Source organism: Azospirillum sp. FG154, assembly GCF_057809575.1.
The window spans coordinates 129,711-144,174 of the sequence record NZ_JBMDKF010000006.1 but is presented as its reverse complement, the minus strand read 5'-3'; the positions used below and the strand labels follow the sequence as shown (position 1 = coordinate 144,174).

Sequence of the window (14,464 nt, the reverse complement as noted above, 5' to 3'; positions counted from 1 at the left end):
GTCAGACCGTCGGTAGAGGGACGCCCAACTCCCGCGCAATTCGCTGCACGATGCCAAGCGCCTTTGGAAAGTCCAGACTGTCGATGGCGGCGGTCAGTCCCTTCGTTGCGGATGGGTCGATCACATTCGTCAACAGCGGAGACACTGTAGCAAACTCCTCAGCCGCTGCGAAGTTACTGTCTTGCAACAATCTAACGAATCGCGACAACGCTGTTTCCAAAACAGCACGGTCGGCAATCATAATCTCTGATGTTTGTGACGGAACAGCATCCGAAAGTTTCGCGTCGTCCAAGATCTTCGCCGACTCAAGAACAGCTTTCAATTCACTGCGCAGGATTGGAAGCTGCGCCGCGATTCCCTCCGCGTCATTCAAATGCGCGGCGACCTGCACCGCGTCGGCGGCGGCTGACAGGCGGCGGGCGCCGATGTTCCCCGCCACGCTTTTCAATTCATGCCCCAGCGCCTTGGCGCGCGGCAGATCGCCCGCGTCCAGCGCCGCCGCGACGCCTTCAGCCACCCCGCTGTAATTCTGGGCGAAGCTCGCCACAAACCGGCGCAGCAGACCGACATCGCCATCCAGACGGTTGAGCGCGTCCTCCCGATCAATTCCCGGCAAACGGTCAGGCAGCCCATTCGCCGCGAAGCCGGTTGAAGAAACGGAAACGGCCTCGGCGGCCCCCTGCCCCCCACCCGCCGCAGACACCAGCGGCGGCCCGATCCAACGGGTCAGCACGTCGAACAGTTGATCGATGTCGAAAGGCTTGGGCACATGATCGTTCATCCCCTGATCCAAGCATCGCTGGCGGTCGGCGGGCAAAGCGCTGGCGGTCATGGCGATGATCGGCAACGTCTCGGCGCCGGGAAGGGCGCGAATCGCCGCCGTCGCCTCGAACCCGTCCATATCCGGCATTTGCACGTCCATCAACACCGCGTCAAAACTCTGCGGGTTGCTCAGGATCGCCGCCAACGCTTGCCGCCCGTTTTCAGCGGTGTCCACACGGGCGCCCGCCCGCTCCAAAATCTCGCGCGCCACATCCCGGCTGATGGCGTTGTCCTCGGCCAGCAACAACCGCCGACCGCGCAGCGCCCGACGGGCGCTCCACCCCGGCCCGCACAACGCCGATTGTGGTTTGGCCTCGGAAACAGGCTCCAGCAAAGCCGCGCCGCCGCCGTTCCGGGCGTAAGCCATCGTCACCGCGTCCAGCAGGGTCGAAGCTGTGACCGGCTTGACCAGGAAGCCGGAGACGCCGATGTCCTCGAACTGCGAACCGACGCGCTCGCGCCCATAGCCGCTGATGACGATGATGATCGGCGCCCCGGCTGCGGCGCCCGCGCGGATGCGGCGGGCGACCTCCAGCCCGTCCATCTCCGGCATCTTCCAGTCCATCAACACCACATCATAGGGATGGCCCTCGCGAACCGCCCGTTCCAATTCCGACAGCGCGGCGAGTCCGCTGGCGCACAGCGTCGCCGACCAGCCAAAGGTTTGGGCGATTTCGGCAAGCACCTCGCGCGCGGTGGGGTGATCGTCCACCACCAACACCGACAGGTCGCGCGGCATGGGCCGGACGACCGAAGCGGGGGATGGCGTCGCCTCGCCACGGCGCCCGAAACTCGCCTCAAAATGGAAATCGCTGCCCGCGCCGACCACGCTGTCGACATCCATCGTCCCGCCCATCAGCCCAATCAACCGGGTGCAGATGGCCAGACCTAGACCGGTCCCGCCAAAGCGCCGGGTGGTGGAGCTGTCGCCTTGGCTGAAGGCCTGAAACAACCGCGCTTTCTGTTCCGGCGTGATGCCGATGCCGGTGTCGCGCACCGAAAAACCCAGAACCACCCGATCATCGGCGCGGGAGCGGAGGTTCACCGACACCACCACTTCGCCCTTGTCGGTGAATTTGATCGCGTTGCCAGCCAGATTGATGAGCACCTGCTGAAGCCGCAACGGATCGCCGACAAGGTTGAGCGGCACGTCGTGCGCCACTGAAAACAGAACCTCGATGTCCTTTTCCTGGGCCGCCGCGCCGACGATGATCGACAAATTTTGCAACAGGTCGTCCAGACGGAAATCGACCTGCTCCAACTCGACCCGGCCAGCCTCAACTTTTGAAAAATCCAGAATGTCGTTGAGGATGCCCAGCAATGACTGCGCCGACACCCGCAATTTGCGCAGATAGTCGGTCTGTCGCTGCGACAATTCAGTCTGCTGCAACAGATGAACCAGGCCAAGGATGGCGTTCATCGGCGTGCGGATTTCATGGCTCATGTTGGCCAGAAATTCCGTCTTGGCCCGGCTCGCCGTCTCGGCGGCCAACCGGGCGTTGTTCATCACCTGCTCGGCCCGTTTGCGTTCGGCGATTTCATGGAACACCACGACCACCCCTTCGACCCGCCCCTCCTCCATCATCGGCGAGGCGGTGAACTCGACCAGCACCGCGTTGCCATCCTTGGTCCAATAGGTGTCTTCCAAGCCCCGGCGGGTTTCGCCGCTGTGCAGAACCGCCGTCACCGGGCATTCGATCGACGGATAGGGCGTCCCATCGGATCGCGTGTGATGAATCAGCGTGTGCAGGTTTCGGCCCAGCAATTCGTCGTTGGAAAACCCCGTCAGCGCGCTGGCCGCCGGGTTGGCGAAGGTAATTTGGCCGTTTCGGTTCACGCCGCAAATGCTGTCGGACGCCGAGTGCAGAATCAGATTCATCCGCCGGTTCGCCCCGGCGAAGGCCCGGTTGGCTTCCTCCAGACGGCGGGCGGCGACGTCGAGATGGGCGTTGGTTTCCGCCAACCGCCGCTTTCCAGCGCTTTCCCGTTGCAAGCTGCGAACGGCGGCGGCCACCAATCCCGCGCAACACAGCACGGCGACGGCGACGAACAGGCCGCCGCGAATGGCGCGCCCCTCCCACTCCGCCAATTCGGTGGTTTTGGACAGACCAACGATGGCGATCAGAGGAAGATTCTGGACGCGCTGATAGGACAGGATCCGCGAACCGTCTGGCCCCGGCGCCTCGAACGTCTCGGTTGTGGAATAGGTGGACCGCCGCAGCGCTTCGCGCGCGTCCTCTCCCTCCATCGCTTCAGTCTCTGGGAAACGCAACACCGCCCGGCCATCCGTGCGGTACAAGGCGATGGTGGAGCCACCCCCCAGATTCAGGCTTTCAAACAACTGCCGATAGTAATCAAGATCGACGTTGGCGTGGACCACGCCCTGGAAACGATCCTCCTCCATCATCCGTCGGCTGATTGTAAACGACTTTTGCCCGGTCAGCCGACCGACGATGCGTTCGCCAACATGGAAATCCGCTCCTTCCACATGGACGTAGAAATAAGGACGATCCGACACGTCAATTGGCGGAGTCGGGTATTGGCGGCTGCTCAACAGACTGCGGCCATCGGAACCGTGAATCCAGACCGCTGAAATCTCCGGCAGATCTTCCACCATCTGGTGCATTGACTGCCACAGGGTCCGATTCGTCGACAAACCATCCATGCCAAAATGACGAACCTGGTCGATGACGCGGGTCAACGCCAGGTCGCCGGTCGCCACCGTCCGCCGCACATGCTCCTGAACGATCCGGGCCGCGCCTTGCGCCCGCTCTGCGGAATGACGAAGCGTTTCCTCTCGGTCCACCCATGTGTAATAGGCGCGCAACCCAACGCCAACCACAGCGGCCAAAGCGAAGAGGATGAGCAACAGACGACGCGATCGAAACGGCGAATGGTCCATCGGCTTTGTTTGTGTCGTGCTGTCGTTCATCATCGCCGCAGTCCATCGGGCTTTTCGCCCCGAAATTATTCCATGGACGCCGAGTATAGCCGGGACGACGGCGTTAAGGCGCGCCTTTCCGCTTGCCGGTCAGGGCGGCGATCACGCCATGGAAGGTGCGGACCTCCTGCTCCGTCATCTCCATCCGCTCCAGCGCGTTGCGCAGGGTGCGGATCATCGACGGGCGTTTCGCCGGGCTGGTGAAGAAGCCGGTGCGGTCGAGCGCGCCTTCCAGATGCTCGAAATAATTGACCAGTTCCGCCTTGGTCGCCGGCCGGGTCGCGCCGTAATGGACGAAACGCTCCGGCGGCAAATCGCCGGTTTGGAACCACTCATAGCCGATCAGCAGAACCGCCTGCGCCAGATTGAGTGAGGCGAAGGACGGGTTCAACGGCACGGTGACGAGGGTTTGGGCCAGGGTCAGATCGTCGTTGACCAGTCCGGTGCGCTCCGGCCCGAACAGCACGCCGACGCGATGACCGGCGGCGTAACGCGCCCGCATCTCCTCCGCCGCGACGCGCGGGGTGACGAAGCGCTGGATCATGTCGCGGGTGCGCACGGTGGTGGCGAACACCACCTCAAGATCGGCGACCGCCTCCGCCGTGGTCTCGAACAGGCGGACGTTGTCGATGACGAGATCGGCGCCCGACGCGTTGGCCGTGGCCTTCTCGTTCGGCCAGCCGTCGCGCGGTTTGACCAGACGCAGGTCGGTCAGGCCGCAATTCAGCATGGCCCGCGCGCAGGCGCCGATGTTCTCGCCCATCTGCGGCTGAACCAGGATGATGGACGGGCCGCCCAAAACGGACGGAAGGGTGGGATTCTGGCCGGAGGTCATCGGATCGGACGGTGAGGGTTGCGGGAAAGCGCTGCCCCCTCCCTAACCCTCCCCCGCTTCGCAGGAGAGGGAATCAGCCCCTCTCCTGCGAAGCGGGGGAGGGAGGGACCCACGCGCCAGCGTGGGAGGGTGGGGGCGACGGGGGTGGTGAAACTCAATCCTTCTCAGGCTCAGACGGCGCGACGGGCGGCGCGGTCCCCAACCCATCGACCGCGCGCAAGCGGGCCTTCAGATCGGCGACGTCGGCGAACAGGCGCTTCAGCCGGGCCAGCCCCTTATACTGCTCGAACGCGCGGGCGCGGGGGACGGCGGGATAGCCCATATAGACGGATTTGGCCGGAATGTCGGTGCCGACGCCGGAATTGGCGGCGACCACCGCGTCGCTGCCGATCTTGACATGATCGGCGACGCCGACCTTGCCCGCCAACACCACCCGGTCGCCGATGATCGTGCTGCCCGCCACGCCGACATGGCCGCACAGCATGCAGTTGGTTCCAACCTGCACGTTGTGGCCGATCTGGACGAGGTTGTCGATCTTGGTGCCGTTGCCGATCCGGGTGGCGGTGACGGTGCCCCGGTCGATGGTCGCGCCCGCGCCGATCTCCACGTCATCGCCCAGAATGACCGTGCCGATGGAGTTGACCCGGCGGATCAACACGTTGGTGCCGACGACGCGGCCCGTGGTCTTGGCCGATTCGACGCTGCCCGGCTCGGGCGTGACGAAGCTGAAGCCGTCGTTGCCGACCGCCGCGTTGGGATGGATGATGCAGCGCGCGCCCAGCGCCACCCGCTCGCCGATCCGCGCGCCGGGATGCAGCAGGCTGCCCGCGCCGATCACCGCGTCGGCCCCGACGGTGACGTGCGGCAGGATGACGACCCCGGCCTCGATTCGGGCGCGCGGCCCGACATAGGCGAAGGGCGCGATGGACACGTCGTCCGCCACCACCGCGTCGGGGGCGACGAAGGCCATCGGGTGGATTCCCGGTTCGGCGTGGACCGGCTTTTCAAACACGTCCAGCAGCCCGGCCATGGCGTAGCGCGGGCGCTTCACCACGATGCGGGCCTGGACGGCGTCGGGAACCTCCGCCCCTTCCGCGACCACGGCGGCCACCGCCTTGCTGCCGGGCAGCAGCGCCAGCAGATCCTTGTCCATGGCCAACGCCAGATCCTCCGGCCCCTCGGCCTCGGACGGATGGACGGCGCGCCGGATCACGAGGGTCGAATCGCCCTCGACATGGGCGTCCAGAGCGGCGGCGATCTCGGCGAGAATCATGATGGAACCAAGCTCCACGGAAAATGGGCGAGCGGGCGCGGAAAAAGCGGCGCGGACCCTAACACGGGCGAACCACGCTGGCGAGACGTTCAGGCGCGCTACTCGCCGGTCTGCAACAGCGCGCCGCGCACCCGCGCCCGGTGAAAACCATAGAGGAACACCCCGACCGCCAGCGCCATATAAAGAATGTTCAGTCCGACCGCCCAGGCCAGATGGTCCCAGCGCGTCGCCCCGTCATAGAGCACGCCGCGCATCCCCTCGAACACATGGGTCGAGGGCAGCGACCACGCGACCCATTGCAGCCAGCCGGGCAGGACGGAGACCGGGTAATAGACCGCGCTGACCGGTGCCAGCATGAAGACGACGATCCAGGCCAGCCCTTCCGCCCCCATGCCATAGCGCAGGATCAGCGCGATGATGACCAGCCCCAGCGCCCACCCCAGCACGATGAGATTGAGGAAGAAGGCGAGCAGCGGCAGGCCAAGGCCGAACACCGAATAGCCGAAGAACGGAATCGCCAGCAGCGCGGCGGGCAGAACCCCCATCAGGGTCCGCAACAGGCTCATCGTCATCAGCGCCGTGATCCATTCGGTCGGACGCAACGGGCTGACGAAGAGATGCCCCAGATTGCGCGACCACATTTCCTCAAGAAAGGAGATCGAGACGCCAAGCTGCCCCCGGAACAGCACGTCCCACAACAGCACCGCGCTGACCAGCACGCCCGCCCCTTGCGCCACCCACCCGCTCGACGTCGCCATGAATTGGTTGATGTAGCCCCACAAGATCATCTGCATGGTCGGCCAATAGGCCAGCTCCAGCAGACGCGGCCAGGATCCGCGCAGCAAATACCAATAGCGCAGCACCATCGCGCCAACCCGGCGGACGGAGAAATCCGGGGCGGGAATGGTCGCAACCTCACTCCGCCGCATCGACCGTCTCCCCTTTCGCCGTTTCGCTCCTGTCCGCCCCGCCGCCGTCCACCCGCGCGCGGGCGATGTCGAGGAAGACCTCCTCCAGCGTGGCGCGGCCATAGCGGGCCAGCAGGGCCGACGGCGCGCCCTGATCGACGATGCGCCCCTGGCGCATCACCAGCACGTCGTCGCACAGCCGTTCGACCTCCAGCATGTTGTGCGAAGCCAGCAGGATGGTCGCGCCGGTGCGGGCGCGGTGCTCCTCCAGATAACGGCGAATCCAATCCGCCGTGTCCGGGTCGAGCGAGGCGGTGGGTTCGTCGAGCAACAAGACCTCCGGCTCGTTCAGCAAGGCCTTGGCCAGGGCCACCCGTGTTTTCTGCCCAGCGGACAGCCCGCCGGACGGACGATTGAGAAACCGCGTCAGGTCAAGCTGCTCGGCCAGCTCTTGGACGCGCTTTTTGACGCAGGTCAAACCATAGAGGTGGCCATAGACGGTAAGGTTCTCCTGCACCGTCAATCGATGGGGCAGTTCGACGTAGGGAGAGGAGAAGTTCATGCGCGCAAGCACGGCATGCCGATGGCGCGCCATGTCCACGCCAAGAATCTCCACCCGTCCCGACGTCGGCAGCAGCACCCCCAACAGCATGGAGATGGTCGTCGTTTTCCCCGCCCCGTTGCCGCCCAACAGCCCGGTCACGCCGCCGCGCGCCACGCGGAAGGACACGGCGTCCACCGCCGTCACCGCGCCGCCGCCGGGCGTCGGAAAGCGTTTGGTCAGCGCGTCAACGCGGATGGCGTCGGTTCGCGGATCGGACGGCGGAACCGGCTGGGCGATGGGGGGGCGATGGGTCATGGCCACAGAATATGGACGCGGGCGGGAAAACCGCCAGAGCCGCGCGCGCAACCGAACAATGCCGAAACCGCGATTCACGCGGTCGATCGAGGAAACGCCCCTGTGACGACGCTCGCCTCCACCCTGCCGGTCCCGCTGCCAGCGGCGCCGCATTGGTCCCACCCCGACGGGCGCATCACCCTGCGCACGTTGATCCTGATCCGCTGGGTCGCGATCCTCGGGCAGTTCGCCGCCGTGGGCTTCGTCCATGGCGTGTTGACCTTCCCGCTGCCGCTGGGTCCGGTGCTGGCGACCATCAGCGCGTCGGTTCTGTTGAATCTGGTCGCGATGGCCCAGCGCGGCGGGCGGCTGCGGCTGGCCGACCGCGACGCGGCGCTCTATCTCAGCTACGACATGCTGCAACTGTCGCTGCTGCTCTATCTGACCGGCGGCCTCAGCAACCCGTTCTGCATCCTGCTGCTGGCCCCGATGACGGTTGGCGCGGCGATCCTGTCGCGCTACAGCACGGTGCTGCTGACCGGGCTGAACCTGAATTGCCTGACCGCGCTGGCGCTGTGGCATTTCCCGCTGCCGTGGGAGGAGCCGATCCGCTCGATGGCCCCGCTTTACGCCTTTGGCGTGTGGCTGTCGCTGTCGGTGTCCGCCGTCTTCATCGCCGGTTACGTCTTCCGCGTCGCCGCCGAGGCGCGGCGCTTCGCCGACGCGCTGGCCGCCTCGCAAGTGGCGCTGGCCCGCGAACAGCGGCTGTCGTCGCTGGGCGCGCTGGCCGCCGCCGCCGCGCATGAGCTGGGTTCGCCGCTCGGCACCATCGCCGTGGTGGCGAAGGAGCTGGCGCGCGATCTGCCGCCCGACGGCCCCTATGGCGAGGACATCGACCTTCTGCAAAGCCAGGTGATGCGCTGCCGCGAGATCCTGGCCGATCTGGCCCGCAAGCCCGAGGCCGACGGCGGCGACCCGTTCGAGCGGCTGCCGCTGACCACGCTGATCGAGGCCGCCGCCGCGCCGCATCGTTTGGGCCATGTCGCCTTCACGGTCGAACCCCACCCGGTGGGCGAGGCCGAGGAGCCGGTGTTGCGCCGCAGCCCGGAGATCATCCACGGCATCGGCAACTTCATTCAGAACGCCCACCAATTCGCCCGCCGTCAGGTGACGGTGGCCGCCGCCTGGGACGGCAAGACCGTCACCGTCACCGTGATGGACGACGGCCCCGGCTTTCCCGCCCATCTGTTGGGCCGGATCGGCGAGCCGTATCTGTCGGTGCGCGGCGAACGGTCCGGGCAATCCAGCCACATGGGGTTGGGCATCTTCATCGCCCAGACGCTGCTGGAAAAAACCGGCGCGACGGTGCGTTACGAAAACAACAAGGGCGGCGGCGCCCGAATTTCCGTAAGATGGAAAAAAACCAACATCAAGAAAGAGGACTAGCGGTGGACAACGCCAAGACAACCGACGACCTGCTGTCGGGGGAAACCGTCAAACTCACCTTCACCGGCGACGTGACCCGCAGCCTTTTGATCGTTGACGACGACGCGCCATTTCGCTTGCGACTGGCGCGCGCCATGGAAAAGCGCGGATTTAATGTGGTGGCCGTGGACAGCGTCCAGTTGGGGATCGAGGTGGCGCAGGAATCCGCCCCCGCCTTCGCCGTGGTCGATCTGCGGCTGGGCGACGGCAGTGGGTTGGACGTGGTCGCCGCCCTGCGCGACGCCCGGCCCGACGCCCGCATCGTCATGCTGACCGGCTATGGCAACATCGCCACGGCGGTGGCGGCGGTGAAGGCCGGGGCGGTCGATTACCTGCCCAAGCCCGCCGACGCCGACGCGGTGGAATCGGCGCTGCTGGCCGATGGCCGCACCCTGCCCCAGCCGCCCGACAACCCGATGTCCGCCGACCGCGTGCGGTGGGAACACATCCAGCGCGTGTTCGAGCAGTGCGAGCGCAACGTGTCGGAAACGGCCCGCCGCCTGAAGATGCACCGCCGCACGCTTCAGCGCATCCTGAACAAGCACGCCCCGCGCGGCTGAGCGGAGTCTGGCACACGAAAGGCCCGCCCGGTCATCGGGCGGGCCTTTCGCGTTTTCACGGGCTGAACGGTCAGGCCGCGCGGTCTTCGATCTTGCAGGTTTTGACCCCGAGGATCGTGTAGGCGGGGCAGGAACCGAGGAAAGCGGTCAACAACGGCACGACGCCAACCAACCCCCACAGGGTTTGCGGACCCACGACGGTCAGCGAAATCAGCACAAGCCCAACGATGGCGCGCAACGCCCGGTCAACCGGGCCGACATTCCGGCAAAACATGATGCACCTCTCTGGTCTGGGGAATCCCGTTGTCACGCTCTGGACTACGCCGATCCGCCCGCCCCGTCTGTGACGGAGTCACAAGGGAAAGGAAACGGCTCACCCGTCGGCCAATTCCGCCAGCGCCGACACGTCCCGCAACTCCACCCGCCCGCGCGCCAGGGCGAGCAGCCCGCGCCGCTCGAACTCCTTCAACTGGCGGCTGACCACCTCGCGCGCGGTGCCAAGCTCCACCGCCAAAGCCTGATGGGTGGTCGTCAGGCCGCCGTCGGCGTCGCGGTGATCCAGCAGGAAGCGGGCGAGCCGCAGGTCGATGCGGCCAAAGGCCACCTCCTCCACCAGCATCATCATGCCGGTCAGCCGCGTCCCGAAGGACGCAAAGACGAAATTGCGGAACACCGCCGACCGCGCGACCAGATCGTGAAACGGCCCGGCGGCCAGCGCCACCCCGTCCAGATCGCTTTCGGCCACCGCTTCGGCGCTGTAATCAGCTTGCGTCAACAAACAGGCGGTGGTGACGATGCAGGTTTCGCCGCGCGCCACCCGGTACAGCACGATTTCCCGCCCGTTTTCCGAGGTCATCTGCACCCGCACGGAGCCGTCCAACAGCATCAGAAAGGTGTGGCAACGGTCGCCCGCGCGAAACAGCACGGCCCCGCGCGGCACCGCCACCCGCTGGCCCGACGCCGCCAGCAACGCCCGCCCGTCAGGCTCCAGCCCGCCCAGCGCCGGAAACGCGCTCAGCCAGTCCGTCCGGTCGAGCATTCGGCTCCCCCATCGCTGAAAACCATGTTTTCCCAAGGGAGACTATCGCCCGACCAACGGGCGACGTCCAGCCCGCCCAATCACCCCAGGGCGTGGAGCACGGCCCAGCCCAGCACGGTCAATGTGGTGGACAGCGTCATCGCCATCCCCGGCGCGCGCCAAAACGGATGGATGAGGTAGCCGCCCCAGAACAGCAGGCGGCCCAGCGCGAACAGGCCGACCGCCGCCCGCGCCGCGCCCAATTCGGCGGGCGGCGACAGGGCTATCAGCGCGGCCAAGGCGGGCAGAAAAATCAGGGTCTGTTCGACGCTGTTGCTCAAAATACGCTGGCTGACGCGTTGAAAGGGCGATTCGGCGTCGGTCAGCGGGTTGAAGGCCCGGCCCAAGCCGCGCGCCAGAATGACCGCGCCGACCATGCCGCACAGAACCAGACTCGGCCACAGAGCCAAGCTGGCCCACACCACGAAACGGTCGGCGGACTGGCTCAAAGACGGCGGTGGAACCCGCCCAACCAACCAGAGAAAAGCGGCGAAGGTCAGCGCCGCCGACCCGCCATTCACCATGGCCGCCCGTTTCAGCAAAATCGTGGAACGGTCGGCCATGATGGGAACGCTCCTGTCAACCCAGACCCTTCTGGCCCATCTCCAGGAATTTTTCGCGGCGCTTGGCCCGCAGCGTCGCCGCGTTCAGCCCGTCCATCTCGCGCAGAGACTGCTCGATGGCGTCGCCCAGCGCCTTGACCGTCGCGGCGGGGTCGCGTTGCGCGCCGCCGATGGGTTCCTGAATGATCCGGTCGATGACGCCCAGTTCCTTCAGATCATGGCTGATGAGGCGCAGCGCGATCGCCGCCTCTCCCGCCATGTCGGGGCTGCGCCACAGGATCGACGCGCAGCCTTCCGGCGTAATCACCGAATAGATGGCGTGTTCCAGCATCAGCACGCGGTCGGCGGCGGCGATGGCGATGGCCCCGCCCGAACCGCCTTCGCCGATCACCGAGGCGACCATCGGCACGTTCAGCCGCAGGCAACGGGCGATGCTCGACGCGATGGCCTCGGCCTGCCCGCGCTCTTCGGCCTGGACGCCGGGGAACGCCCCCGCCGTGTCCACCAGCGAAAGGACCGGCAGGTTGAAGCGGTCGGCCAGATCCATCAGGCGCTGGGCCTTGCGGTAGCCTTCGGGCTTGGCCATGCCGAAATTGTGGCGGACCCGCGACTCGGTGTCGTGGCCCTTTTCCTGGCCGATGACGACGACCGACCGGCCCCGGAAGCGCCCCAGCCCGCCGATGACCGCGCGGTCTTCGGCGAAGAAGCGGTCGCCCGCCAGCGGCGTGAAATCCTCGATCAGCCCCTGGACGTAATCCAGGCAATGCGGACGGTTGGGGTGGCGAGCCACCTGAACCTTTTGTCCGGGCGTGAGCTTGGCGTAGGTCTGCCGCAGGAGCTTGTCGACCTTGGTTTGCAGCTTGGCCACTTCGTCGGCGATGTTGATGTCGCCGGCGTTGGTCAGGTGCCGCAATTCCTCGATCTTGCCTTCAAGCTCGGCGATCGGCTTTTCAAATTCCAGAAAGGTCTGCATGCCGGACACTGTGTTTTGGCGGGGCCAGGGTTTCGCACGGCGCGGTTTCGCAAGGCGCGGGCTTGGTTAGCACGCCACGAGCGCGCAAGCCACCGCATAACGACGCGGGCGCCGAAGAGGGTTCCGCGACGACCGCCCTTCCTTTATCGTGAACGCCCATGGGATTCCAGGATCATTTCTCGGCCCACGCGGTCGATTACCGGGCCTTTCGCCCGACCTACCCCGCCGCGTTGTCGGATTTTCTGGCCGCCGCCGCGCCCGCGCGCGGGCTGGCCTGGGACGTCGGTTGCGGCAACGGACAGCTCTCCACCGCGCTGGCCGACCGATTCGCGCGGGTTGTCGCCACCGACGCCAGCGCCGATCAAATCGCCAACGCCGATCCCCGGCCCAACCTGCGCTACGCCGTCGCGCCCGCCGAGGAGAGCGGGCTGGACGACGCGTCTTGCGACCTGATCGTCGCCGCCCAGGCCGCCCACTGGTTCGATCTGGAGCGTTTTTACGCCGAGGTCCGGCGGGTCGCCAAGCCGGGCGCGGCGGTGGCGCTGGTCAGCTATGGGCTGATGCTGGTCGATCCGATCCTTGATCCGGTGATCGAGCGCTTCCACAACGGGACGCTGGCCCCCTATTGGCCCGCCGACCGCTGGAAGGTGATTCGCGCCTACCGCGACCTGCCCTTTCCCTTCGCCGAACAGCCGGTTCCGCCGATGGCGATGCAAGCCGACTGGCCGCTGCCCCGCCTGCTGGACTACATGAACACCTGGAGCGGGGTGAAGGAGGCGACCAAGGCGCTGGGCGTCAGCCCGCTGGACGCCTTCGCCGCCGACGTCGCCCCGCTGTGGGGCGACGGAACGCGGATGATCCGCTGGCCGTTGGGGCTGCGGTTCGGGTTTGTGGACTGTTAAGGTATTCGCATGAGTATCAGTCCATCGCCCTTCGCCCCGCAGTGGACTCAGTGGGATGAACGCCGCCTCAGCCATGGGAATAGATCTTGTCAAAGGCTTGAGGTCAATAGAGCTAAATTGCTTAAAAATAGGTGGACGCCCTGAATTTTAATGGAACCGCTCATTCCAAATATGAAAAATTGAGAATTTTCCACTCCGTAGCTGAAAAATATATTCCTTGGATAAGAGGATATCCTTTGGTAGGGTTATTCCATCCAACCACCCGATTCGATCACTTAGTGACTGTTTGACAACTCGTTCCGACCGCGATCTGTAGTGGCTCACGCTAGCAAAGCGACCCCAGATGTTGATAGCGAAAGCGGTTGTCAAACAATCACTTAATGCAACATCCCCTACCTCAAAATGAGAAATGCAAGGAGAAAATCATGAATAATTTAGTAATTAGCGGAGATTATACCGATTTCTCGGATGAGAGTGGTCCTCTCGGAATAAGCATAAGATCTTTTTCACCAATTGGCACATTTGCCGGTATGGGATCTCTTGATTTGGAAGCCAGAGAAATAATCGACGTTGACAATAGAAGCATTGAATATTTTATAGTTGCAACCGTGAAACCATCGGATCAATATGGACGCGAAGGCGTTGTCATTATTAGCTACGATGACGTTGGCCGGACATGCGCTGCTATTGATAGACTTAAACTTGCTCATCCAGGCGTAACAAAGTTTAAAAACTTTGAGATCAAATTTAGCACACCGAGCAAATTTAGCATTACAGTCTTTAGCCAACTTCGCGGTGGAATTGGTGTTTCCATATCTGCTGATGGTTCATCAATGTTTCTCAATGATGTGCGAAAACTGGACGATCTGAAAGCAGCACTCCAGAAGGGCGCAAATTATATCGATGAAAATCGCATTAAGAATAACTTTTAATAGTATTTTGCGTTGCGCGGCCACCCCATTGAGGGTTTTCACCAAAGAACTTCACCCAAATCTCGGTAGAAACCTCAGTGACTGTTTGACAACTCGTTCCGACTGCGATCTGTAGTGGCTCACGCTGGCGAAGCGACCCCAGATGTTGATAGCGAAAGCGGTTGTCAAACAGTCACTCATGTTGTTGCCGGATATTTTATTTTTCCAAAAACACAATAGCCCTGATTACCCCCACTCTTCAGAAAATATCCGATCATGCTATCTATTATATAGAATACACCCCTGCATCCCAAGTAGATAAGGACGCAGGGGGTCTACGAATTTCCCTCTAAAAATTCTTAGCAACCGTCTTTT

Annotated in this window: 13 protein-coding genes; 4 read left to right on the top strand and 9 right to left on the bottom strand. The window is 64.3% G+C overall.

The features are described from left to right. Position 1: 1 nt before the first annotated feature. The 5 genes from ACODS4_RS09295 to ACODS4_RS09275 all read right to left on the bottom strand — a co-directional run bounded on the left by ACODS4_RS09295 (position 2) and on the right by ACODS4_RS09275 (position 7,638). The gene (locus ACODS4_RS09295) at positions 2-3,757 is read right to left on the bottom strand and encodes a response regulator (RefSeq protein ID WP_488862920.1); all 3,756 of its coding nucleotides are present in this window, start codon (positions 3,755-3,757) and stop codon (positions 2-4) included. 70 nt (positions 3,758-3,827) lie between these two features. After that, positions 3,828-4,598, bottom strand: coding sequence for an RNA methyltransferase (locus ACODS4_RS09290; protein ID WP_488862918.1), 771 nt, complete (start codon positions 4,596-4,598; stop codon positions 3,828-3,830). 154 nt (positions 4,599-4,752) lie between these two features. Beyond that, positions 4,753-5,871 (bottom strand): UDP-3-O-(3-hydroxymyristoyl)glucosamine N-acyltransferase, encoded by a 1,119-nt coding sequence (gene lpxD, locus ACODS4_RS09285; RefSeq protein ID WP_488862916.1) that lies wholly within the window; start codon positions 5,869-5,871, stop codon positions 4,753-4,755. 98 nt (positions 5,872-5,969) lie between these two features. Further along, positions 5,970-6,800, bottom strand: coding sequence for an ABC transporter permease (locus tag ACODS4_RS09280; protein WP_488862914.1), 831 nt, complete (start codon positions 6,798-6,800; stop codon positions 5,970-5,972). Then, positions 6,787-7,638 (bottom strand): ABC transporter ATP-binding protein, encoded by an 852-nt coding sequence (locus tag ACODS4_RS09275; protein WP_488862912.1) that lies wholly within the window; start codon positions 7,636-7,638, stop codon positions 6,787-6,789. The genes ACODS4_RS09280 and ACODS4_RS09275 overlap by 14 nt, the downstream gene beginning before the upstream one ends. Positions 7,639-7,740: 102 nt before the next feature. Here ACODS4_RS09275 and ACODS4_RS09270 point away from each other — a divergent pair, with 102 nt between their 5' ends. Beyond that, positions 7,741-9,063, top strand: a complete 1,323-nt coding sequence (locus tag ACODS4_RS09270; protein ID WP_488862910.1) for an ActS/PrrB/RegB family redox-sensitive histidine kinase — start codon at positions 7,741-7,743, stop codon at positions 9,061-9,063. 2 nt (positions 9,064-9,065) lie between these two features. Beyond that, positions 9,066-9,662 carry an ActR/PrrA/RegA family redox response regulator transcription factor gene (locus ACODS4_RS09265; protein ID WP_476561130.1) on the top strand — a complete coding sequence of 199 codons (597 nt, stop codon included), beginning with the start codon at positions 9,066-9,068 and terminating at the stop codon, positions 9,660-9,662. 70 nt (positions 9,663-9,732) lie between these two features. Here the strand turns inward: ACODS4_RS09265 and ACODS4_RS09260 are convergent, their stop codons facing one another. The 4 genes from ACODS4_RS09260 to ACODS4_RS09245 all read right to left on the bottom strand — a co-directional run bounded on the left by ACODS4_RS09260 (position 9,733) and on the right by ACODS4_RS09245 (position 12,276). Beyond that, positions 9,733-9,936, bottom strand: a complete 204-nt coding sequence (locus ACODS4_RS09260) for a YgaP family membrane protein (protein ID WP_488862908.1) — start codon at positions 9,934-9,936, stop codon at positions 9,733-9,735. A 99-nt stretch (positions 9,937-10,035) separates the two neighbouring features. Continuing rightward, positions 10,036-10,701 (bottom strand): Crp/Fnr family transcriptional regulator, encoded by a 666-nt coding sequence (locus tag ACODS4_RS09255; protein WP_488862906.1) that lies wholly within the window; start codon positions 10,699-10,701, stop codon positions 10,036-10,038. A gap of 80 nt (positions 10,702-10,781) precedes the next feature. Then, entirely contained in the window at positions 10,782-11,303 is a 522-nt protein-coding gene (locus ACODS4_RS09250) for an MAPEG family protein (protein ID WP_488862904.1), read from the bottom strand. A 16-nt stretch (positions 11,304-11,319) separates the two neighbouring features. Continuing rightward, positions 11,320-12,276 (bottom strand): acetyl-CoA carboxylase carboxyltransferase subunit alpha, encoded by a 957-nt coding sequence (locus tag ACODS4_RS09245; protein WP_488862902.1) that lies wholly within the window; start codon positions 12,274-12,276, stop codon positions 11,320-11,322. A gap of 158 nt (positions 12,277-12,434) precedes the next feature. On the opposite strand from ACODS4_RS09245, the gene ACODS4_RS09240 reads away from it, so the two are divergent. Together ACODS4_RS09240 and ACODS4_RS09235 are read left to right on the top strand one after the other, a co-directional pair. Further along, positions 12,435-13,178 (top strand): class I SAM-dependent methyltransferase, encoded by a 744-nt coding sequence (locus tag ACODS4_RS09240; protein WP_488862900.1) that lies wholly within the window; start codon positions 12,435-12,437, stop codon positions 13,176-13,178. 425 nt (positions 13,179-13,603) lie between these two features. Next, on the top strand, positions 13,604-14,110 hold the full coding sequence (locus ACODS4_RS09235) for a hypothetical protein (protein ID WP_488862898.1): 507 nt from the start codon (positions 13,604-13,606) through the stop codon (positions 14,108-14,110). Positions 14,111-14,464: the final 354 nt, after the last annotated feature.